Source organism: Streptomyces syringium, from assembly GCF_017876625.1.
Lineage (GTDB): Bacteria > Actinomycetota > Actinomycetes > Streptomycetales > Streptomycetaceae > Streptomyces > Streptomyces syringius.
This window is the reverse complement of the sequence record NZ_JAGIOH010000001.1, coordinates 1,736,918-1,759,916: the sequence shown is the minus strand read 5'-3', so window position 1 is coordinate 1,759,916 and position 22,999 is coordinate 1,736,918. Positions and strand designations below refer to the sequence as shown.

General features: G+C 73.0%; 16 protein-coding genes. 12 read left to right on the top strand and 4 right to left on the bottom strand.

Going from position 1 to position 22,999, the window contains the following annotated elements; genetic code table 11:
* The first annotated feature begins 134 nt into the window (after positions 1–134).
* Positions 135–1,820 carry an MFS transporter gene (locus JO379_RS07745; RefSeq protein WP_130877028.1) on the top strand — a complete coding sequence of 562 codons (1,686 nt, stop codon included), beginning with the start codon at positions 135–137 and terminating at the stop codon, positions 1,818–1,820.
* A gap of 160 nt (positions 1,821–1,980) precedes the next feature.
* Complete coding sequence (locus tag JO379_RS07740; RefSeq protein WP_209514425.1) at positions 1,981–3,168, top strand: acyl-CoA dehydrogenase family protein; 1,188 nt, start codon at positions 1,981–1,983, stop codon at positions 3,166–3,168.
* Positions 3,169–3,298: 130 nt separating this feature from the next.
* Here the strand turns inward: JO379_RS07740 and JO379_RS07735 are convergent, their stop codons facing one another.
* Positions 3,299–3,742 (bottom strand): cell division protein SepF, encoded by a 444-nt coding sequence (locus JO379_RS07735; protein ID WP_130877026.1) that lies wholly within the window; start codon positions 3,740–3,742, stop codon positions 3,299–3,301.
* 271 nt (positions 3,743–4,013) lie between these two features.
* Between JO379_RS07735 and JO379_RS07730 the strand changes: the two genes are divergently transcribed.
* The 7 genes from JO379_RS07730 (at position 4,014) to JO379_RS07700 (ending at position 12,740) form a co-directional block, all read left to right on the top strand.
* Complete coding sequence (locus JO379_RS07730; protein ID WP_209514423.1) at positions 4,014–5,237, top strand: DUF5685 family protein; 1,224 nt, start codon at positions 4,014–4,016, stop codon at positions 5,235–5,237.
* An 810-nt stretch (positions 5,238–6,047) separates the two neighbouring features.
* Positions 6,048–7,076, top strand: coding sequence for an LLM class flavin-dependent oxidoreductase (locus tag JO379_RS07725; RefSeq protein WP_130877024.1), 1,029 nt, complete (start codon positions 6,048–6,050; stop codon positions 7,074–7,076).
* Entirely contained in the window at positions 7,073–8,233 is a 1,161-nt protein-coding gene (locus JO379_RS07720) for an LLM class flavin-dependent oxidoreductase (protein WP_209514421.1), read from the top strand. Before JO379_RS07725 ends, JO379_RS07720 begins: the two co-directional genes overlap by 4 nt.
* A complete protein-coding gene (locus JO379_RS07715; RefSeq protein WP_209514419.1) occupies positions 8,223–9,017 on the top strand; it encodes a DUF1684 domain-containing protein in 795 nt (264 codons plus the stop codon). The genes JO379_RS07720 and JO379_RS07715 overlap by 11 nt, the downstream gene beginning before the upstream one ends.
* Positions 9,018–9,264: 247 nt before the next feature.
* Complete coding sequence (locus tag JO379_RS07710) at positions 9,265–10,188, top strand: S1 family peptidase (protein WP_130877021.1); 924 nt, start codon at positions 9,265–9,267, stop codon at positions 10,186–10,188.
* 204 nt (positions 10,189–10,392) lie between these two features.
* Positions 10,393–11,379, top strand: a complete 987-nt coding sequence (locus JO379_RS07705; protein WP_130877091.1) for a slipin family protein — start codon at positions 10,393–10,395, stop codon at positions 11,377–11,379.
* Between the two features lie 302 nt (positions 11,380–11,681).
* Positions 11,682–12,740, top strand: a complete 1,059-nt coding sequence (locus JO379_RS07700; RefSeq protein WP_209518576.1) for a S1 family peptidase — start codon at positions 11,682–11,684, stop codon at positions 12,738–12,740.
* Between the two features lie 175 nt (positions 12,741–12,915).
* Here JO379_RS07700 and JO379_RS07695 read toward each other — a convergent pair whose 3' ends face one another.
* From JO379_RS07695 to JO379_RS07685, 3 genes are all read right to left on the bottom strand, one after another.
* Positions 12,916–13,350 carry a subtilase-type protease inhibitor gene (locus tag JO379_RS07695; protein ID WP_130877020.1) on the bottom strand — a complete coding sequence of 145 codons (435 nt, stop codon included), beginning with the start codon at positions 13,348–13,350 and terminating at the stop codon, positions 12,916–12,918.
* A 776-nt stretch (positions 13,351–14,126) separates the two neighbouring features.
* The gene (locus JO379_RS07690) at positions 14,127–15,602 is read right to left on the bottom strand and encodes an NAD(P)/FAD-dependent oxidoreductase (protein WP_209514417.1); all 1,476 of its coding nucleotides are present in this window, start codon (positions 15,600–15,602) and stop codon (positions 14,127–14,129) included.
* 147 nt (positions 15,603–15,749) lie between these two features.
* A complete protein-coding gene (locus tag JO379_RS07685; protein WP_209514414.1) occupies positions 15,750–16,793 on the bottom strand; it encodes a DUF3533 domain-containing protein in 1,044 nt (347 codons plus the stop codon).
* Positions 16,794–17,019: 226 nt separating this feature from the next.
* Between JO379_RS07685 and JO379_RS07680 the strand changes: the two genes are divergently transcribed.
* The 3 genes from JO379_RS07680 (at position 17,020) to JO379_RS07670 (ending at position 22,833) form a co-directional block, all read left to right on the top strand.
* Complete coding sequence (locus JO379_RS07680; protein WP_130877017.1) at positions 17,020–18,078, top strand: vWA domain-containing protein; 1,059 nt, start codon at positions 17,020–17,022, stop codon at positions 18,076–18,078.
* A gap of 196 nt (positions 18,079–18,274) precedes the next feature.
* Positions 18,275–21,787, top strand: coding sequence for a DNA polymerase III subunit alpha (locus JO379_RS07675; RefSeq protein ID WP_209514412.1), 3,513 nt, complete (start codon positions 18,275–18,277; stop codon positions 21,785–21,787).
* Positions 21,784–22,833 carry a DNA polymerase Y family protein gene (locus JO379_RS07670; RefSeq protein WP_130877015.1) on the top strand — a complete coding sequence of 350 codons (1,050 nt, stop codon included), beginning with the start codon at positions 21,784–21,786 and terminating at the stop codon, positions 22,831–22,833. The genes JO379_RS07675 and JO379_RS07670 overlap by 4 nt, the downstream gene beginning before the upstream one ends.
* Positions 22,834–22,999: the final 166 nt, after the last annotated feature.

Below are 22,999 nucleotides of genomic sequence, written 5' to 3'. Positions count from 1 at the left end.
GACGTGAGCGAGGCCACGTATGACGGTCCGGGACTCGCGTACGCTGTCGACTCACTCGCCCAGGTCACCTGCGGGTCCACAGTCCCCCAAGGCCCGCGGTCGGCGGCGAGCGCGCATGACACGGAGGTGTAGAGATGTCCGGGACGACCACGGCCGGCCCCTCACGGGCGGCGGGCGTTCCCCGGCAGCGGTCCCGGTACGGACAGCGGCAGCGGCCGCGCCGCGGGCACGGACCGGGAGCCGGGGCGAACCGCTGGACCGTCCTCGTCGTCCTGTGCGTCAGCCTGCTGCTGGTCGCCGTCGACGCGACCGTGCTGCACGTCGCCGTACCGGCTGTCACCGAGGACCTGCGGCCCGGCGCGATCCAGCTGCTGTGGATCGTCGACGTCTACCCCCTCGTCTGCGCCTCGCTCCTCATCCTCTTCGGCACCCTCGGCGACCGGGTGGGCCGCCGCCGGGTGCTCCTCCTCGGCTACGGGCTCTTCGGCGTCGCCTCCGCGCTCGCCGCGCTCGCCACCACGCCCGAGGTGCTCATCGGGGCCCGGGCGCTGCTCGGCGTCGGCGGCGCGATGATCATGCCCGCCACGCTCTCGATCCTCCGGCAGGTCTTCCCCGACCGGCGGGAGCGGGCGCTGGCCATCGGCATCTGGAGCGCCGTGGCCGCCGTGGGCGCGGCCGCCGGCCCGCTGCTCGGCGGATTCCTCCTCGAACACTTCTGGTGGGGTTCGGTCTTCCTCATCAACATCCCGCTGATGGTGGTCAGCCTCCCGATCGGTCGATGGCTGCTGCCCGAGTCGACCGGCGACCGGGACGGGCCGTGGGACGTCCTCGGCGCGCTGATGGCCGCCTTCGGACTGTTCGGCATGGTCCTCGGCGTGAAGCGGGCGGGCGGCGGTGAGCTGCTGAGCCTCGCCACCGTCGTGCCGACGGCCCTGGGCATCGCCCTGCTGATCCTCTTCGCCCGCCGGCAGCGCCGCCGCAAGCACCCCCTCGTCGACCTCACCCTCTTCGCCCGGCCCGCCTTCGGCACCTCGGTGGGCTGCATCGTGCTGGCCATGCTGGCGCTGGTCGGCCTCGAGCTGATAGCCGCCCAGTACCTCCAGCTCGTCCTCGGCCTCACCCCGCTCGAAACCGGTCTGCGGCTGCTGCCGCTCACCCTCGCCGCGATGGCCTCGGGCCTCGCGGGCTCCCGCATGCTGCACCGCTTCGGCCCGCGCGCGATGGTGAGCCTCGGCTTCGTGCTGACCGCCGCGGCGGTCCTCTCCCTGACGCTGATGGGCCAGCACGACCGGCCCGCCGTCCTCGTCGCGGGCTTCGTCCTCCTCGGCTTCGGCCTGGAGACCACGCTCTTCGGGGCGTACGAGTCCATGCTCAGCGAGGCCGCCGCCGAGTCCGCGGGCGGCGCCGCCGCGATCGGCGAGACCTCCTACCAGCTCGGCGCGGGCATCGGCATCGCCCTCCTGGGCACCGTCATGAACGCCGCCTACGCCCCCGGCGTCACCTCGGCCCCCGGTGTGCCGAGCGCGGCCGCCGCGGACGCGAGCCACTCCCTCGGCGAGGCGTACGAGGTCGCGCACCGCCTCGGCGGCCCGGCCGGCGAGGCCCTGCGCACCGCCGCGCGCGACTCCTTCGTCCACGGCCTGCACGTCACTCTCGCCGTCAGCGCCGGGCTGCTGCTCCTCGGCGCGCTCGCGGCGCTGCGCCTGCCGCGCGTCATGGAGTGCGGCGCGCCGTCCGCCGAGGGCGCGCCGTGCGGCGCGGACGACGGCGAGACGGCGCCTCGCGACCGCGCCCCGGTGGGCGGGGCCACGGCGGGCTGACCCCCTGCCGGGCCTCGGCGGGCTCGGGGCCGGGGCCCGGCACGCAGCGGCCCGGCTCACGAGGGTCTGGACGGCGGGGGTTACCCGGTCGTAGCGTCGGGGCGACTGGGATGATCACACGCGGGCGGAGAGCGCGTCCGTGCCGAGCCGGAGGCCGAGCATGTCCGTACGCACGCTGCCGTCGTTCGACCCGCGCGACCCGCTGGGCCTCGACGATCTGCTGACCGACGAGGACCTCGCCGTACGCGACACCGTCCGCCGGTGGGCCACCGACCGGGTCCTGCCCCACATCGCCGAGTGGTACGAGCGCGGCGAACTGCCCGGCATCCGTGAACTCGCCCGCGAGCTGGGGTCCGTCGGCGCCCTCGGCATGCAGCTCACCGGCTACGGCTGCGCGGGCGCCAGCGCCGTCCAGTACGGCCTCGCCTGCCTGGAGCTGGAGGCCGCGGACTCCGGCATCCGCTCGCTCGTCTCCGTCCAGGGCTCCCTCGCGATGTACGCCATCCACCGCTTCGGCTCCGAGGAGCAGAAGCAGCAGTGGCTGTCCGGCATGGCCGCCGGAGAGATCATCGGCTGCTTCGGGCTCACCGAACCCGACCACGGCTCGGACCCCGCGGGCATGCGCACCCACGCCAAGCGCGACGGCGACGACTGGGTGCTGACCGGCCGCAAGATGTGGATCACCAATGGCTCGGTGGCCGGGGTCGCGGTCGTCTGGGCACGGACCGACGACGGCATCCGCGGCTTCGTCGTCCCCACCGACCGTCCCGGCTTCTCCGCCCCCGAGATCCGGCACAAGTGGTCGCTGCGCGCCTCGGTCACCAGCGAGCTCGTCCTCGACGAGGTACGGCTGCCCGCCGACGCGGTGCTCCCGGAGGTCACCGGTCTGCGCGGGCCGCTCAGCTGCCTCAGCCACGCCCGCTACGGCATCGTCTGGGGCTCGATGGGCGCCGCACGCGCGAGCTTCGAGTCGGCGCTCGACTACGCGAGGACGCGCGAGCAGTTCGGCAGACCGATCGGCGGCTTCCAGCTCACCCAGGCCAAACTCGCCGACATGGCCGTGGAGCTGCACAAGGGCATCCTGCTCGCCCACCATCTGGGGCGGCGGATGGACGCGGGGAAACTGCGGCCGGAGCAGGTCAGCTTCGGCAAGCTCAACAATGTGCGGGAGGCGATCGAGATCTGCCGTACGGCCCGTACGATCCTCGGCGCCAACGGGATCTCGCTGGAGTACCCCGTGATGCGGCACGCCACGAACCTGGAATCGGTGCTCACCTACGAAGGCACCGTCGAGATGCACCAGCTCGTGCTGGGCAAGGCGCTCACCGGCCTCGACGCGTTCCGGTGAGCCACCCCCCTGCCGGTTTCGACCCCCATGCTCACTCGGCCCCGAAACCCCCGGACCCCCAGCCGGAAACCCCTGGTTCTGATTGCTGTGTCTCCCGGGGAGCGACCCCCGGACCCCCAGCCGGAAACCCCTAGTTCTGATTGAAGAAGCCGCCGTTCGCGCGGCCGGAGTGCTCGCCGCTGACCACCTTGTAGTCGGCGGGGGTGAGCAGGAAGACGCGGTTGGCCACGCGCTCGATCGTGCCGCGCAGGCCGAAGGTCAGGCCGGCCGCGAAGTCCACGACGCGCTTGGCGTCGTTCGGTTCCATGCTGGTGAGGTTCACGATCACCGGGACACCCTCCCGGAACAGCTCTCCGATGCCACGGGCGTCCCGGAAGCCGTCCGGGGTGACCGTGGCGATGCGGGTGCCCTGCTCCTGTGCGGCCTCGTCGGTCACCAGCACCTTCGGGTTGGTCACCCAGGAGTCGCCGGGCACCGGTCCCTCGGCGTCGGCGTAGTCGTCGTCGTAGTAGCGCTCGTCATCGCTGTCGTCGACGAGGCCAAGCCAGGCACTCGCCTTGCGCACCGATCCCATGGACGCCTCCTCTCACACGCGGTGTGTTCCGCCCGCTCCTCTATGGTCGTCCATGATGCGGATGATGTGCCAAGTGGATAGCCGCCACACGTGGATTTCGTGACGCATCTGGTGCAAACCGGTTGGCGATGCGTCAGAAACCCCGAGATGTCCGCCACAGGCGCTGGACCTGGGCATATGCGACGGCGATCGGGGTGTGGGCCCCGGCTCGGCGCGTTCCTCCGGTCAATAGGATGCCCGGGTTGATCGGCACCACACACGGGGGCGTGATTTGTTCGGGATTATCAGGCCGTGCAGGCACCGGCTGTCCGAAGGGATGCGGGCGGAGTGGATGGCTCATCTCTGCGGACTATGTCTCACCCTGAGGGGGGACCACGGTCAGTTCGCGCGAATAGCCACGAATTATGACGGGCTGATCATATCCGTCCTGGTCGAGGCGCAGTCGCCCCGTTCCGAGGGGGCGAACTCCTGGCGGCGTACGGCCGGACCGTGTCCGCTGCGGGGCATGCGCACCGCGTCCGTGGCGAAGGGCGAGGGGGCGCGGCTGGCGGCCTCCGTCTCGCTCGTGCTGGCCTCGGCGAAGATGCGCGACCATGTCGCCGACGGCGACGGAATGTTGGCGCGGCGGCCGGTGGCGGCCGCGGCCCGCAAGGTCGCCGCCAAGTGGGACCGGGCGGGCGCACGCACCGGCTCGGACCTGGGGTTCGACACCTCCGTGCTGGTCGAGGCGGTCGAGCGGCAGTCGGGGATCGAGGCGCTGGCCGGCATCGGTACACCGCTGCTGGAGGTCACCGAGCCGACCGAGACGGCCACCGCCGCCGCCTTCGGGTACACGGCGGTGCTGGCCGGACGGCCGGAGAACCGGGCGCCGTTGGAGGAGGCGGGCCGGCTCTTCGGGCGGCTCGCGCATCTGCTGGACGCCGTCGAGGACTTGGCCGAGGACGCCGAGGCCGGTGCGTGGAACCCGATCGCCGCGACGGGGACGGACCTCGCCGAGGCGCGGCGGCTGTGCGACGACGCGGCACACGGGGTGCGCCTCGCGCTGCGTGAGGTCGAGTTCGGCAGCAAGGGACAGGGCAAGCTCGCGCACCTGCTGCTGGTGCACGAGCTGGAGCGCGCGGTCGACCGGGCGTTCGGCACCTCCGGCTGCGGACATCGGACCCATCAAGGGGCCGACGGGCACCGGGCGCGCCAGGATCACCAAGGCGCCTTCGGGCCGCCGCCGGTGATGCCGCCCGGTGCGCCGCCGGAGCCGCCGAGGCAGGGGAGGCGGCGCGGCCTGCTGGCCGGCTGCGCGGTGTGGTCCGCGCTCTTCTGTTCGTGCCAGATCTGCTGCAGCGGTGAGTACAACGATCCCTGGGACGGCGAGAAGCGCGAGGGCTGGTGCCACAAGTGCGACTGCTGTGACAACTGCGGCGACTGCGGTAACTGCTGTGATTGCTGTGACTGTTGCGGTAAGTGCTGCGAGGGATGTGACTGTGGCTGTGACTGCTGACGTCACGTAGACAGGTGTGCCGGGCCGGAGGCGCGACGCCTCCGGCCCGGCGAACCGGGCAAGGGAGAGCCGAGGTTGTGCGAGGGGAGGGTGCGGCCGACGGCCGCGAACGTGAAGACGCGCTGAGAGGGCGTGACGACGGGCGGGTGCCTCGGCCACCCTGTCAACGCCGGTGGGCGCGCGATGACATGGCGGGCGGCGTCGGGCGCCGACGGGCGGAGTCAGCCCGTACAGGACGCCGACCACACCCGACCGAAGTCGATGTGGTCCCGCGTGACCAGCCGTTGCCCTGAGTCCATGGGGTAAGTGGAACAGCCATCTGTTTCCGCGTCAATCCCGTACCGGTCGTCCCATGAGACGCGGTGCTCAGAGTTCGGACATGCTTGACAGCGGGCCGTGGCCTCGCCATAGCCTCAAGCCTTGGCCTGTGCTGAGGGGCGCGGCCATGGTGAAGGCGCGACCGTCCCGTGTTCGCTCTCTGCATCCACGGAGCCTGCGCATGCCCGCGTGCTTCTCGTCCCCGGCCCCTCACCCCGCCGACTCCCCGGCCGCCCCCGCGATCCGCTGCCGCGCGGCTCGTACGGCGGGAGCGCCGTCAGGCCCGCCGGGCTGCCCGCCGCACCCGAACGCCCGCGCCAGCGGCGCTGTCGCCCGGCCCGGAAGCAACGCACCGGCCTTCCGGCAGAACGCCGCCCCCGCCGCCTCGATCTTCCCGCGTCGGTTCTGCTGTCGGGGCGCGCTCGGCGCCGGTGCCGGTCCCTGAACTCCCCGCGGCCGTCCTCACCCACCCCACCTACCCAGGGAACCCCCATGCCCGTACCCACCCGGCCCCTGCACCTGGCCGTCGCCATCGACCGGCCCGGCGTCTTCGACGCCGAGCCGTACGTCCGCGCGGCCGCTCTCGCCGAGCGCGGCCGGCTCGACTTCGTCACCCTCGGCGACGGCTTCACCCCGCCCCGGCGGGGGCGGGGCCGCCCCGACGCGCTCGCCACGCTGGCCCGGGTCGCGCCCGCCACCCGGCGGATCGGGCTGGTGCCCACCGTCACCACCACCTACACCGAGCCCTTCCACGTCTCCTCCGCCCTCGCCACCCTGGACTGGGTGAGCCGCGGCCGGGCGGGCTGGTCCGTCGGGGTCTCGGCGGACGGGGCCGAGGCACGGCACTTCGGTCCCCGGCCCGCCCTGCCCGCCGTGGAGCTGTGGCGCGAGGCGGAGGCGGTCACCGACGTCGTCACCCGGCTCTGGGACAGCCGGGAGGACGGCGCGGAGACCGGCGACGTGACGACCGGGCGGTGCACCGACCGCGACAGGCTGCACCGCGTCGACTTCGCAAGCCCCCGCTTCAGCGTCCGCGGCCCCGCCGTCGTGCCCCGGCCCCCGCAGGGCCGCCCGGTCGTCGCCGTCGACGCCACCGATCCGCTGCCCCGCGCGGCCGCCGCCCGCCACGCCGACGTCGCGTTCATCCGGACCCGCAACGCCTGCGGCCTCAGGGCGGTCCGCGCCGCCGCCGACGACTTACGCCGCCGGGTCCGCGCCGAGGGCCGCGACCCCGCCCGCACCGTGGTCCTCGCCTCCCTGTCCGTCGCGCTCCACACCAGCGCCGACGCCGTCGCCCTCGCGGACCTCGTCGGCACCTGGTACGCGGACGGGGTGGTGGACGGCTTCCACTTCCGGCCGGCGGACCTCGACCGCGACCTCCCGCTGCTCGTCGACGGCACCGTCTCCGTCCTCCAGCACCGCGGCCTGCCGCGCTCCTTCTACCCGGGCGCGACGCTGCGCGAGCACCTGTGTCTGCCCCGCCCCGCCAACCGCTACGCGCGTGCCAGGGAGACCGCATGACTACCCGCACCGGGCAGCGGCAGCTCCGCCTCGCCGCGCTCTTCCCCGGCGTCGGGACCACCACCGCCCGGTCGGCAGCCCGTTCCGGCAGCCGGCTCGACTTCGCCTCCGTCGAACACCTCGCGCGCACCGCCGAACGCGGCCTGTTCGACTTCCTCTTCCTCGACGGGAGCTTCCTTGCCGAGCGCTTCCTCGCCGAGGGGCCGCGGCCGCGTGAGCACCAGGGGCAGGCGCACGACCTCGACGTGGCCGGCCGGCCCGAGCCGCTCACCGTGCTCAGCGCCCTCGCGGCCGTCACCGGGCGGCTCGGCCTGGCCGCGACGGTCGACGCCACCTTCGGCGAGCCCTATGAACTCGCCCGCAGGCTCGCCTCCCTCGACCACCTCAGCGGCGGGCGCGCGGCCTGGCACCCGGTCGCCTGCTCCGACGCCCGCACCGGGGAGAACTTCCGGCACGGCGGCCGTCTCGACCGGGCCGGACGCCACACCCGCGCCGCGGAGTCCGTCACCACCGCCCGCGAGCTGTGGGACTCCTGGGCGCCCGACGGGACGCCCCGCCCCTTCGCCCACCACGGGCGGCACTTCGACATCGCCGGGGAGTTCGACGTGGCGCGCTCCCCCCAGGGCCACCCCGTCGTCATCCAGGCGGACGACTCCGAGGAGGGCCGCGCCCTCGCCGCCGCCACCGCCGACGTCGTCCTCACCCGGCACGGCAGCCCGGAGGCGGGCCGCGCCTTCTCCGCCGACGTCAAGGGCCGTCTCGCCACGCACGGCCGACGGCCCGAGGACCTGAAGATCATGCCGGTCGTGACCTTCGTCCTCGGTGACACCACCGCCGAGAACGGGGAGGGGGCCAAGGGGCTCTCGATACGGCAGAGCGTGACCGGGACGACCGGACGGCCGTCCTTCGCCGGCACCCCCTCGGAGGTCGCCGACGGGCTGACGCGGTACGCCGAGCAGTCCGCCGCCGACGGCTTCGTCCTCGTCCTGCACCTCGCCCCGGGCGGGCTCGACGACTTCGTCGACCGGGTGGTGCCCCTGCTCCAGGAGCGTGGCGCGTTCCGTACGGAGTACACGGGCTCGACTCTTCGCGAGCACCTCGGCCTGCCGCTGCCCGCGGTGAAAATAGCGCGAAAGGTTGACGGTCATGAGCTCTGACGCACAACAGCAGTGGAAGACGTGGCGCGAGCAGCGCACCGAGGCGGTCTCGGCACCGTACGGGCCGCTCGCGCTCATCGGCACCTACTGGCTCGCCGATATCGCCCATAACCTGGAGGGGCGAATTCCGGCCGTCCCGGGACAGTGGACGGACGAGGGTGACGACGTGCTGCTCACCGCCACGGCGGCGGACGGTCTGACCGTCGACGGGCGGCCGTTCACGGGAACGGTCCGGCTCACCCTCGACGGCGGGCCCGAGACCGCCCGCGTCGCGCACGGCGACCGGCGGCTGCCGGTGCTGCGCCGCGAGGGGCTGTGGGCGGTCCGGGTCTTCGACCCGGACGCGGCGAGGCGCCGGGAGTTCACCGGCATCGACGTCTTCGACCACGACGAACGCTGGGTGCTGTCCGGGCAGTTCCGTCCGTACGAGCAGCCCCGCACGGTCGCGGTGGAGAACGCCGACGGGCGGGAGCGGGGGCTCGGCCTCACCGGTGAGCTGGCGTTCACCGTCGACGGCGAGCCGCACACGCTGCGGGTCGCGACCGAGGCCGACGGTTCGCTGTGGACGGTGTTCGCCGACGGCACGAGCGGCGGGTCCAGCTACCGCTTCCGCTTCCTGCGGCCGCCGGCGCCCGACGCCGACGGCAAGGTGACCGTCGACTTCAACCGCGCGCTGCTGCCGCCGTGCGCCTTCGCCGACCACTTCGTCTGTCCCTTCCCGCCGCCCGGCAACACCCTGCCGGTCGACGTCCCGGCGGGGGAGCGGAACCTCATCGGGGGATGACCCGTCGAAGCGGTGCGACCCGGTGGGTCGAACCGCGTCCAGCCCCGGCGGCACAGGCCGTCGGGGCCCTCGGTCGTGCCCGGACGGGCGTCCGAAAGGTGCTCTTGCGCCGCAAGGTCCACGGACCGAATACTCCCGAACAGCGCTTGTCAGGGGCACGGCGAAAGCGGAATCCGGTGTGCCTCTTGGCTGCGCCTCACGGGCCCGCGCGCTCGGCGGACCCCCGACCCCACTCGGGAGGAACAACGTGAGGATCAAGCGCACCACCCCCCGCAGCGGTACCGCGAGACGTGCCCGGCTGATCGCCGTGGCGTCCTCGCTCGCGGCCGCGTCCGCACTCGTCGTCACCAACGCCCACGCCGAGGCCGGTTCGGCCGCCACGCCCGCTACCGCCTCCCAGCTGTCCGCCGCGAGTGCGGCCGTGCGGACCGCCGACGTCCCGGGCACCGCCTGGATGGTCGACAAGAAGACCGGCACGCTCCTGCTCTCCGCCGACTCCACCGTCTCCGCGGCGGAGATAGCGAAGATCAAACGGGAGGCGGGTGCCAACGCCGACGCGATACGCGTCGAGCGGGTCTCCGGCACCTTCTCGAAGTTCCTGCGCGGCGGCGACGCCATCTACGCCCCGAGCTGGCGCTGCTCGCTCGGGTTCAACGTCCGCAGCGGCAGCACGTACTACCTGCTGACCGCCGGTCACTGCACCGAGGGCAACCCCGCCTACTACAGCAACTCCGGTCACACCACCAGCATCGGCCCGACCACCGGATCGAGCTTCCCCGGCAACGACTACGGGATCGTGAAGTACACCAACACCTCGCTCGCGCACCCGAGCGAGGTCAACCTCTACAACGGCAGCTCCCAGAAGATCACCTCCGCCGCCAACCCGACCGTGGGGCAGAGCGTCCAGCGCAGCGGCTCCACGACCGGCCTCAAGAGCGGCAAGGTCACCGGCCTCAACGCCACGGTCAACTACGGCAACGGCGACGTGGTCTCCGGCCTCATCCGCACCACCGTCTGCGCCGAACCCGGCGACAGCGGCGGCGCCCTGTTCGCCGGCTCCACCGCCCTCGGCCTCACCTCCGGCGGCAGTGGTAACTGCCGCACCGGTGGCACGACCTTCTTCCAGCCGGTCGTCGAGGCACTGAACGCCTACAAGGTGACCATCCCCTGACACCGGTCGTCGCCCGATCGCACCGCGCACCACACCTGAACCCGTCCGACCTCCCGCCGGCCGCGAGCACGCACCTTCTTCCCCCTCGCCTGCGGCCGGCGGGTGCCAGAGCCCCCGATCCGTGCCCGGATCGGGGGCTCGACCCCTGCCCGCCGGGGGCATACGGTGGAAGACGACACCCGATGCGGATGGCTGGGGGTCGTGATGCTCGAAGAGCTGGTGGTGGCGGCGGTGGCCGCGGGCTCGGCCGGTGCGCTGTACGTGGCGTCGGCGGCCCGGGTGGTCAAGCAGTACGAGCGTGGCGTGGTGCTGCGGCTCGGCCGGCTGCGGGACGAGATCCGTCCACCGGGTTTCACGATGATCGTGCCGGGCGTCGACCGGCTCCGCAAGGTGAACATGCAGATCGTCACCATGCCCGTCCCCGCGCAGGAGGGCATCACCCGGGACAATGTGACCGTGCGGGTCGACGCGGTCGTCTATTTCAAGGTCGTGGACCCGGCGGAGGCCGTCATCCAGGTCGAGGACTACCGCTTCGCGGTCTCGCAGATGGCCCAGACCTCGTTGCGTTCGATCATCGGCAAGAGCGACCTCGACGATCTGCTCTCCAACCGGGAGAAGCTCAACCAGGGCCTGGAGCTGATGCTCGACAGCCCCGCCATCGGCTGGGGCGTGCACATCGACCGCGTCGAGATCAAGGACGTCTCGCTGCCGGAGACGATGAAGCGCTCGATGTCCCGGCAGGCGGAGGCCGAGCGCGAGCGCCGGGCCCGTGTGATCAACGCCGACGCCGAGCTGCTGGCGTCGAAGAAGCTCGCCGAGGCGGCCGCGACCATGTCCGAGCAGCCGTCGGCCCTCCAGTTGCGGCTCCTGCAGACCATCGTGGCGGTCGCCGCCGAGAAGAACTCCACGCTGGTGCTGCCCTTCCCCGTGGAGCTGCTGCGCTTCCTGGAGCGGTCGGCCCAGCAGGGCCCGCCCGCGGCCGCCGCGCCCCCGGCTCCGCAGCCGGCCCCGCCCCCTCCGGATCCGGTGGCGCCCGCCCCCGAGTCGGTGCCGCTGGATCCGTCGCCGACCCCCTCGGACGCCATGCTGCCGCCCGGGTTCCCCCAGTCCGTCCGGGCTGACGACGAGGCGCCGGGCGCCGGTGAACCACCGGAGCGCGGCACCGGCGAAATGCCGCCCGGACCGGTCTGAACGGGCTTGTACGGCCCGGGAGTTATGCCTCCACCGCCCTTTCCGTAACGCCTGCCTCGCCCAGCGGCTGACGCGCGCGCCGAAGAGCATGACGCGCGCCCTCGGCGCGCGCATAGCCATGCGCGCAACCGGAATTCATACTTGTGCACTCCCTCCGCCGGTCGGGATACTCGACGGGCAACTTGGCATGGACGCGCCTTTCGTACAGGGGAGGCGGGCCTGTGTCGCCTGTCCTCCGGGCCCAGGCCGCCCCTGCCGCCGGGCCCAACCCCACCGGAGGTGCCGAGTTGAAGCTCAGCCTGATGCGCGCGCGCACCGCCCTGGCCGCCGCGGCGGCGGCCGCGCTCGCGGCAGTGACCCTCGGTCCGCAGCCCGCCGGCGCGTCGATCGCCCCGGAGCCGCGCGCGCTGTCCGCGGCCGCGGCCGGGCAGCTCGCGAGAACGCTTCCCGCTCGGCTGAAGCACGTGGGGGCCGGTGCGTACTACGACGCGGCCGCCAGGAAGCTCGTCGTCAACATCACCGACCGGAAGGCCGCGGGCGAGGTCCGCGAGGCCGGCGCCGAGCCCAGGGTGGTCCGCTTCTCGCAGGCCCGGCTCGCCTCCGCGCAGTCGGCGCTGGCCTCCCGGGCCGCGATCCCCGGCACCGCCTGGGTGGCGGACCCGAGAGTCAACCGCGTCGTCGTCACCGCCGATCCCACGGTCACGGGCGAGAAGCTGGCGCGCCTGAACGAGGTCGTCGGTTCCCTCGGCGAGACGGTGGTGGTGCGGAAGTCGTCCGCCAGGCTCATGCGCTACGTCCGGGGCGGTGACGCGATCCACGGGCCGTCCGCGCGCTGCTCGCTCGGGTTCAACGTCTACAAGGGCGGCAAGCCCGGCTTCCTGACCGCAGGTCACTGCGGCAAAGCCGTCACCGACTGGTCCGCGAGCCGGGGCGGGGCGGTGATCGCCCGCACCGTCGGGGCCGGCTTCCCGGGCAACGACCACGCCCTCGCAGAGTACACCGACCCGACAGTGGCGCACCGCGGCTCCGTCAGCCTCGGCGGCGGCCGGTCGCAGACCGTCACCGGCTTCCGCGACGCGGTCCTGCGGGAACGCGTCGCCCGCAGCGGTTCCACGACCGGGCTGCACCGCGGCAAGGTCACCGGCCTCGACGCCACGGTGAACTACCAGGAGGGCACGGTCACCGGGCTGATCCAGACCGACATCTGCGCCGAGCCGGGCGACAGCGGCGGCGCTCTCTTCGCCGGTGACCGGGCGCTGGGGCTCACCTCGGGCGGCACCGGCAACTGCGCCCTGGGCGGTACGACTTACTATCAGCCGGTGGGGAAGGCCCTGGCGGCCTACGGCGCGACCCTCGCGTAGCGCCCCCGGCGGACCCGTGGCCGGACCTCGGGCGAACACGGTCCGCACCCACGGACAGCGGCCCCCGGACACACCTCCACGGTGTCCGGGGGCCGCCCCCTTGTGCGGGTCGTTCGGGTCGTGCACGTGCGGGTCATGCCGGGCTGTCGTTCGGGGGCTGTCGTACGAGGGAGCCTCAGAAGTCGAAGACGACGCCCTTGTCCGACGCCATGCACGGGTTGGCGAACTTGTGCTCGTACGAGACGCGGTGACCCTCCCAGACGCCGTCCGCGGTGATGACGATCGGGCGGTACTCCTTGGTGCAGATCCGGTCGGACTTCGTGGTGACGAGGGCCTTGAAGTCCCCGTTGACGGCACGCAGCTGGTCACAGGCGGCGCGCGCGGCCGGGTGGGTACCCGAGGCCTTCGGCGTGCAGGTGAGCGTCACGGCGCGCTGTACGCCCGAGTCCGCCGCGCTTTCGCCCTCACCGACGGTCAGCACCAGTGCAGAGGGCGCGAACAGACTCTGCGTCTGCGCCGAGGGTGCGGCGGTCGCCGCCGTTCCGGCGCTCAGCAGGCCGCCCAGCGCCACGGCGGCGCCCAGCGCGATCCCCCCAGTGATGTACCGCATTACGAACACTCCTTTGGTGGTTGCTTCAGATAACGGACGGAGTCTTGCGTAACGCGAGCATGAACGCACACCGATCGAACACTTTCAGTCGCTGGTTGAAAACCCTGTGTAGTGGCGTGATTTCGTGTGAGGCGGGTCTCGTGAGTGCCCTCGGGGGAGTGACGGGCGTCGACGGGGGCCAGGATTGGGTGGGAATGGTGGGAATTAATGTTTCGGGAGTGTTGACCAGCGAGGATCCCTTGAAATCATTGCCAAAATCGCAGGGATGTCTTCGAGGGATTGATTTTTGGCCCGGCCGACCATGGGATCAGAGGTCGCCTGGCGCGGCTCAAGAGTCCTGGGCGGTCCGGCCGAAAAGAGGCCCGCCCGGTGACAGTGCGGCGTCCGCAGCGATTCAGGAGTGCCACAGCAATGGCCGAAGAGCACTCAGGCGGACCCTCTGGCCCCGTCTCACGCGGCCCTTGCGTCACTGCCGTTCGCGCCGTCCGACGGGACCGGACCGGCACGGCCGCGCTCACCGTCGTTCTGCCGGATGTCACCCCTCACGCCCGCCCGGCTCCGCCTCCACGTTCGTATGCGATGTGCCGCTCGATTTTCCGACACCGCCGCTGCCCCTCGCGCTCACCCCGTCATCGTGACCCGCGGTCAGAAGGCCGTCTGTACGCGGGAGCTGCTCGCCGCGACGATGTGACCTCCGGGGTGAAAACTCCGCGCCGCCGCTCGTGGAGGGGACGGGCGGTGGCGCGGGACGGTGCTCCGCGCCGCCGCCCGTGGCCTCACTCGCCGGGCAGCGGCCCGGACAGCGGCCCCGACAGGGGACCCGCCAGGGGGCCGAGCACCGGCCCGGGCAGCGGCCGCAGCGTGTCCCTGCGCGGGGCGGCACGGAGCAGACGCAGCAGCACCGCCGGGTGGACCAGGCCCGCCGGGCTGCCGAGCATGTGCTGGACGCGGGCGAACCTGCGGTAGACCGCGGGGTCGTCGGGGAGGACGGCGAGGAGGTTGAGCACGTACCAGCGGGCGATCCGGTGGACCATCGACGGCCGGCAGGCACGGCCGGCCGGGTCGACTCCGGTGGCCAGCGTCCACGGCACGCGGACGATCCGGGCGCAGCGCCGCTGGAACCGCTGGGCGAGCCCGGCCGGATCCCCGGCCGTGGCGCACTGCCGGACCATGCTGCGCAGCAGCGTGGCCTCGGCGGCGGCGACGGTCATCCCCTGGCCGTAGACGGGGTTGAAGGTGCACACCGAGTCGCCGAGCGCGATCAGCCCGTCCGGCCAGGGGGTCACCTTGTGGAAGAGCGTCCAGCGGTTGCCGGGGTGGCTGTAGCGGTGGGCACGGGAGAGCGGTGTGCCCTCCGCCACGCACGCGGCGACATCGGGATTGCGCAGCGTCGCCGCGAACTCCTTGAACCCCGCCTCGTCCGTGGGGGGCAGGTCGCCGGCCGCCGCGATGAGGCAGACGATCCAGCGCCCGCCGTCGACGGTGAGGATGCCGCCGCCGCGCGGCACGCCGGGGGCGTACGGGGCTTCGACGGAGGCGAGCCAGTCGTGCCGCTGCCCGGTCTCGGGAATCCGGTACAGCCGTGAGGTGTAGGTGAGCCGGGCGTCGACGACGAGCTGCTCGGGACGGGGGAAGTCGGCCTTCTCCAGCCAGCGGGGCAGCCGGGAGGCGTGCCCGGTGGCGTCCACGATCAGATCGGCCTCGATGGTGAGGCTGTCGGCGCTGGGCCGCTGGGAGAGCCGGCGGCCGGTGACCGCGCGCGCCTGGTTGGTGCCGCGGTCGATGACCAGGCCGTCGGCGTGGAAGCCGTCGAGGGTGTGCACCCCGGGCAGCGCGCTCACGCGCCTGCGCAGCCGGTCCTCCAGCGTGGGCCGGCTGAACGACTGCAGCGGTATGCCCAGGGGGGTGCGCGGCGCCCAGCCGGTGGGCAGCAGGGTGCGGTAGGACGTGCCGAAGTCGAAGACGGGGGCCTTGAGGGCGGCGAGCTCGCCGCGCAGACCGGGGAAGAGGGCCTCCAGCAGCTGGCCGCCGTGGGCGAGCATGCCGTGCGGATGATGGGCCTGCGGCACCCCGTCGCGCGGGCCGCCGCCGGGGCGCAGCCGGTCGCGCTCGAGGATGGTGACACGGGCGAAGGTCTCCGAGAGCACCCGGGCGGCGAGCAGTCCCGCGTAGCCGCCGCCGATCACCACGGCGCGGTCCCAGCGGCGTGGCCGCCGGACTCCGCCCCGGTCATCGCCCGTTCCGAACGCCACAGCCGCCTCCCCCTTCCGCCGGAGGCGTCGGCGCGCCTCCGCAGTCCGAGCCCACCTCACCAGGGTGGCCTCGCGGCCCGGCCGGCACCACCGCTCACCAGAGCATCTGTCGGCGCGCGCGTGCTTCCAAGCGCCGGGCCCGGAGCCTCAAGAGGGCGTCATGCCGTGCGTCTTCCGCCGGAACACGGCGCAGACGAAAGTAATCACGGTGCCCGCCGCCGCCCACGCGGACAGCACCAGCAGCGGGCCGGTCAGCGCGTTGCCCCCGAAGTAGGCGATGGAGCGGGCGGACCAGGTGCCGGCGCCCGGCGGGAGGGCGGGGCCGACGGCCCGCCAGAAGCCCGGCAGCAGCGGATAGGGGTAGGCGCCGCCCGCGCTCGGATTGCCCATCACCACGACCACCGCGATGGCGAGGCCGATGCCGAGGACGCCCGCCAGCCCCTGGAGCGCCAGCGTGGTGGCGCCGACCGCGAAGACCACCAGCGCGCCCACCCCCCACAGGCCGGGGATGCTGCCGGGCAGCGCGTCGAGGACCGGGCCCGCGATGAGGGCGCCGCCCAGGCCCGAGGCGATCGAGTAGAGGGCGAGCGCGGCCAGCCGGATGAAGGCCCGCCGGGGGTTGGCGGGGCGCGCGCCGGCGCTGATGGCGAGGATCGCGGCGCACAGGTACCCGCCCACGCACCAGCCCACCACCAGGTAGAACGAGGACAGCCCCCGGGCGTCGCCCCGGGCGGCGGGGGCGATGTCGACGACCTTCACCTTGCGCTGCTCGGCCCGCTCGGCGCGGGTGACGACCGTCTCGACGGCCTGGGAGAGCGAGGCGCCCGCGCCACTGGCGACGAGCAGGGTGTCGGTGCTGCCGCGCGGGTCGACGATCAGCGCCGCGTCGGTCTCCCGGTCGCGGATCTGCCGCTCGGCCTGCGCCCGGTCGCCGACGGCGCGCGGGTCGAGGGGGTCGCCCGGCAGTGCGCCGAACTTCTCCGTCAGCTGCCCGCTGATCTGCTGGGGGGCGACGACGCCGAGCGGGATGTCGGTGGGCTTGGGGCTGTGGAAGGCACCGATATAGGAGGTGATGAACGCGAGCTGAAGCACCAGGACCCCGGTCACCAGCAGCGCGGCACGGCCGGTCACCGCGTTCCGCACCTCCTGGAGGAAGGAGGGGTGGGTGCCGCCGGTCGTATAGCTGGCCATGCGTCGCTCCTCGCCGCGCCGGTTCGTACTCCGGTGTGATCCTTTGTCCTCATGGTGCGGGCCACGAGGGATCGCCGCAGGTGGCGTGGGCCGTTCGGGCGGGCCGGGGTGCGGGTGCGCAGCGCCCCGCCGGAGCGGGCGGCAGGTGCTGGAGCGTCAGACGCCGTTGTCAGTGCCTCCCCATACAGTGAAATCACTCGGCGAACTTCGGAGAAGGAGCACCAACATGTCCGCCAACAGGATTCAGCACAAGGTGAATCACGTCGCGCTGGTCGTGGACTGTTCTGGTTCCATGCGTCCGCACCAGAATCAACTGGTGCGTGTGGTGGATGAGTTCGTGGCGGGGCTGAAAGCCGAATCGGACAGCCTCGGCCATGAGACCCGGATCAGCCTCTACTCCTTCGACCACAAGGTGGAGAATCTGGTGTGGGACATGGACGTGAAGCATCTGCCGTCCATGCGCGGGCTGTACCGGGTCAACAATGGCGCTACCGCCCTCATCGAGGCTTCTCTGAAGTCCCTGGACGACCTGGGGCATATCTGGGAGGAATACGGTGAGCACAGCTTCCTCCAGATCGTGGTGACGGATGGTGAGGAAAACGCCTCCGGTGGCGACCGGCGGCACGACGGCGACATGGCCATCCTCGGCCCGTGGCTCGACAGGATCGCGGCGAAGATGGGCGGGCTCCCGGGCCATTGGACTTCCGCGATTCTCGTGCCGAACTCCCTGGCCAAGCGGACCGCCCAGAACTACGGTTTCCCGGCCGGAAACATCGCCATCTGGGATGCGGATTCCCAGGAGGGCGTCGAGGAGGCCATCGGCACCGTGCGCGCCGCCGCCACCAGTTTCCTGCGCGCCCGCGAGCAGGGGGTGCGCGGCACAAAGAATCTGTTCGCCGTCGGCCAGGACATATCGATCGACGAGGTGCGGGCGAATCTCGAACCGATTCCCGCGAATATGTACCGGCTCCTGAAGGTCGACAAGGAGGCCGAGATCCGCCCCTTCGTCGAATCGCATCCCGGCGTGACGTACGAGCGCGGTGCCTGTTACTACCAGCTGGGCGCCCGGGCCCAGGTCCAGCCGAACAAAGAAGTCATCGTGGTGGAGAAGGACACCGACCGCGCCTACACGGGCGACGCGGCGCGCAGCCTTCTGTTCGGTGCGGGCATCCAGGGGACCGTCTCGGTGAAGGCGGGGAACAACCCGAAGCTGGAGGTCTATGTGCAGAGCCGTTCGGTGAACAGGAAGCTCAAGCCGAAGACGCGTCTGCTCATCATGCTCTGAGATCGCTCTGAGATCGCTCTGAGACCGGCTGCCGGAACCGACGGCCCCGGCCATCCCTCGGTCGCCGTCGCGACCGAGGGATGGCCGGCAGGCCTGGGCGGCCGAATTCATTCGTACGAACGTTCGAGAGTTGGTTTATGGTGGATACCGGAGGGGCTCCGGATCGGTCAGGGGGTGCACAAGCGCAGGAGGTGCGATGGCAGGGTTCACGCACCTGCACACCGCGTCGGGGTTCTCGATGCGGTACGGGGCCTCGCACCCGGAACGGCTGGCCGAGCGGGCCGCCGAGCGCGGCATGGACGCGATCGCCCTCACCGACCGCGACAGCCTCGCCGGTACGGTCCGGTTCGCCAAGGCGAGCGCGAAGGCCGGGGTCCGGCCGCTGTTCGGCGTGGACCTGGCCGTCCGGGAACCCGAGCCCGAGGCCAGCCCGACCGTCCGGCGGCGCACCCCCGTGCGCGGCGGGGCGTTCGTCGACGAGTCCGCGCCCCGCGCGGTCTTCCTCGCCCGGGACGGCGCGGCCGGCTGGGCGGCGCTGTGCGGGCTGGTCTCCGCCGCCCACGCGGGCGGCACCGACCGGCCCGAACTGACCTGGGAAGACCTCTCGGCTCTCTCCGGCCTCTCGGATCTTTCGGGTCTCTCCGGTCTTTCCGGTCTCTCCGGCGCGGCGGCCGCCACGACCGGGGACTCCCCGGTCACCGTGCTGCTCGGCGCGGACTCCGAGGTCGGTCGCGCGCTCGCCGCCGGCCGCCCCGACCGGGCCGCGCGGCTGCTCGCCCCCTGGCGTGAAGTGTTCGGTGCCGCCCTGCGGCTGGAGGTCGTCTGCCACGGCCGCACCGGCACCGGTCCCGGTTCCCTGCGGCTCGCCGCCCGTACCACCGGCTTCGCCGTCGAACAGGGCGTACGGGCCGTCCTGACCAACGCCGTGCGCTACGCCGACCCCGGGCAGGGCCCCGTCGCCGACGTCCTCGACGCGGCCCGGCGGCTGGTGCCGATCGACCTCCGCAGGCCCGAAGGGCTCGACAGCGGTGAGCGCTGGCTCAAGGGGCCCGGCGACATGGCCGCCCTCGCCGGCCGGATCGCGGAGGCCGCCGGCTTCCGGCGCGACACCGCGCACCGGCTGCTCACCATGACCGAGGAGACCGCCGCCGCGTGTCTCGTCGACCCCGAGGACCACCTGGGTCTGGGGTCCGTCCACTTCCCCGAGCCCCACCTGGTCGGAGCCGGGCCGCGCACCGCCGACCGGGTGCTGCGCTCCCGCTGCGCGGCGGGCCTGGTGCTGCGCCGCCACGACCGCGACCGCCGCTACTGGGACCGGCTGGATCTCGAACTGCGCACCATCGAGCAGCGCGGCTTCGCCTCGTACTTCCTCACCGTCGCCCAGGTCGTCGACGACACCCGGGCGCTCGGCATCCGGGTCGCCGCCCGGGGCTCCGGCGCGGGCTCCCTCGTCAACCATCTGCTGGGCATCACCCACGCCGACCCCGTCGAGCACGGCCTGCTGATGGAGCGCTTCCTGTCGAGGCACCGGGCCGCGCTGCCCGACATCGACATCGACGTCGAGTCCGCGCGCCGCCTGGACGTCTACCGCGCGATCTTCGACCGGTTCGGCGCCGAGCGGGTCGCGACCGTCGCCATGCCCGAGACCTACCGGGTGCGGCACGCCGTGCGGGACGTGGGCGCGGCCCTCGGCATGGAACCCGCCGAGGTGGACCGGCTCGCCAAGGCCTTCCCGCACATCCGGGCGCGCGACGCCCGGGCCGCCCTGGCGGAGCTGCCCGAGCTGCGCGGTGTCGCCGCCGGACGGTACGGGCCCGCCGACACCAGGCTGTGGGGCCTCGTCGAGGCGCTGGACGCGCTGCCGCGCGGGATCGCCATGCACCCGTGCGGGGTGCTGCTGTCGGACGCGACCCTGCGCGGCCGTACCCCCGTCGTGCCGACCAGCGGCGAGGGGTTCGCGATGTCCCAGTTCGACAAGGACGACGTGGAGGACCTCGGGCTGCTCAAGCTCGATGTCCTGGGGGTGCGGATGCAGTCCGCGATGGCGCACGCGGTGGGGGAGATCGAACGGGCCACCGGGCACCGGCTGGACCTGGACGACCCCGCCCAGGTGAAGCCGGGCGACCGGGCGACCTACGAGCTGATCCGGTCCACCGAGACGCTCGGCTGCTTCCAGATCGAATCACCCGGCCAGCGGGACCTGATCGGGCGGCTCCAGCCCTCGACCTTCCACGACCTCGTGGTCGACATCTCGCTCTTCCGGCCGGGCCCGGTCTCGGCCGACATGGTGCGGCCCTTCATCGACGCCCGGCACGGACGGGCACCCGTCCGCCTCCCGCACCCGGACCTGGCGGAGGCGCTGGGCGAGACCTACGGCGTGGTCGTCTTCCACGAGCAGATCATCGAGATCCTGCGGATCATGACCGGCTGCGACCGGGACTTCGCGGACGAGACGCGCCGCGCGCTGTCCGACCCCGAGCTGCTGGGCCGGGTGCGGGCCTGGTTCGCGGCCGAGGCGGCGGGGCGCGGCTACCCGCCCGACGTCGCCCGCCGCACCTGGGAGATCGTCGAGGCCTTCGGTTCGTACGGCTTCTGCAAGGCGCACGCCGTCGCCTTCGCCGTGCCCACCTACCAGTCGGCCTGGCTGAAGGCGCACCACCCGGCGGCCTTCTACGCCGGGCTGCTCACCCACGACCCGGGGATGTACCCGAAACGACTGCTGCTGGCGGACGCGCGGCGACGCGGGGTACCGATCCTGCCGCTGGACGTGAACCGGTCGGCGGCGGCCTATCGGATCGAACTGGTGTCCGAGAAGGAGGGGTACGGCATCCGGCTCGCGCTCTCCGAGGTGCACGGCATCACCGAGGCCGAGACGGGCCGGATCACGGCCGGCCGCCCGTACACCTCCCTCCAGGACCTGTGGCTGCGCGCCCACCCCTCCCGGCCCGTCGCCGAACGGCTCGCGCGGGTCGGGGCGCTGGACGCCTTCGGCACCAACCGCCGGGACCTGCTCCTGCACATCGCCGAACTCCACCGGCGGCAGCGCGGCGCCACGGCCCAGCTGCCGCTGGTCGACAGCGCGCGGGCCGAACCGGCCGGGCTGCCCGACCTCGACGACGCCGAGCGCCTCGGTGCGGAGCTGAGCGTGCTCGGCATGGACACCTCCCGCCATCTGATGTCCGACCACCGGGAGTTCCTGGCGGAGCTGGGCGCACTGCCGGCGAAGCGGCTGCGCGACGCGCGGCACGGCGAGACCGTCCTGGTCGCGGGCGCCAAGGCCGCCGTCCAGACCCCGCCGATCCGCTCGGGCAAGCGGGTCGTCTTCGCCACCCTCGACGACGGCACCGGCCTGGTCGACTGCGCCTTCTTCGACGACTCCCACGCCGCGTGCGCGCACACGGTCTTCCACTCCTGGCTGCTGCTGGTCCGCGGGGTGGTGCAGCGCCGCGGACCGCGCAGCCTCAGCGTGGTGGGCGCGGCGGCGTGGGACCTGGCGGAGCTCACCGCGCTGCGCGCGGAGGGCGGCCTGGGCGCGGTGGCCGCGGTGCTGGCCGGATCCGCGGCCGAGCCGGCCCCCGCCGGACCGGACCGCCGGATCCACCTGCCCACCGGCTACGCCATGCACCCGTGGGCGGATCTGCGGCCCGCGGGTGAAGGGGCGGCCACGGGGCGCAAGCTGTGGCACGCGAGCCAGGGGAGTGCGGGATGAACACGCGAAGGCTTTCCCCGGTCCCGCCCCTTCCCGAAACCGGGGGCGGAGCCACCGTCCTGTACGTGCACTTCCATGCCGCCGGCGGCACGGGCACTGCCCTGGACGAGGAGACCTACGACGGCCTGCTCGCCCTCCTCGCCGAGGTGACGCCCGTCGTTCAGGCGCTGCCCCCCGACGCCGCGCTGATGGACGTCCGCGGCGCCGTGCGCTACTTCGGGCACGACGCGGCCGAGCTCGCCGAGCTGTTGCGCGTACGCACGCTCGCCCACTACAGCGTGGACTGCACGGTCGGGATCGCGGACAACCCGATGCTCGCGCGGATGGCCGCGCAGGACGGGGCGCCCGGAGCGGTCCGCGAACTCCCCGGTGACCCGGAGGCGGTGGCGGCGTTCCTCGCGCGCAAGCCCGCCGCCGCGCTCTACGGTGTGGGGCCCGCCACCGCCCGCACCCTCTGCTCGTACGGCCTCGACAGCATCGGCCGGATCGCCGCGGCACCGCTGTCCGCGCTGCAGCGCATCCTCGGCGCGACCGCCGGGCGCCGGATCCACGAACGGGCGCACGGCCTCGACCCGACCCCCGTCACCCCCGACGAACGGGCCCGCTCGATGGGTGCCGAACACCGCTTCACCCACGACGAACTGGACGCGGAGTACCGGCGCCGCGCGCTGCTCACGCTCGCCGACGGCCTGGGGGCCCGGCTGCGGGAGGGCCGGCAGGTGGCCCGCGGACTGACGCTCACCGTCCGCTACGCCGACGGCTCCTCGACCACCCGCTCCAGGACCTTCGCCGAGCCCACCGCGCACACCCCGGCGCTGACCGCCACGGCATACGCGCTGCACGGCGCACTCGGACTGCAGCGTGCCCGGGTGCGGTCCGTGGCGCTGCGCGCGGAGGGGCTCGGCGACGCCGCGCTCGCCTCGCGCCAGCTGACGTTCGACCTCGCGGACGACAAGGCGTACCGCGTCGAGGCGGCCGTCGACCGGGCGCGGGCGCGCTTCGGGGTGGCCGCGGTGGGGCCCGCGGCGACGCTGGACGTGGCGTGAGTGAGCGCAGGGGCCGATGAGTCGTTCGGGTCGCATGTATTGACGGGTGCCTGACAAGCCCGCATCCTACTCGGAAGTAACGTGACGGGCTCTCAGCCCGCTTTCCGGCCTGCCGCCACCCGGATCACCGGGTGGACATCAGTGTGCTCATCACTCCCTCACGAGG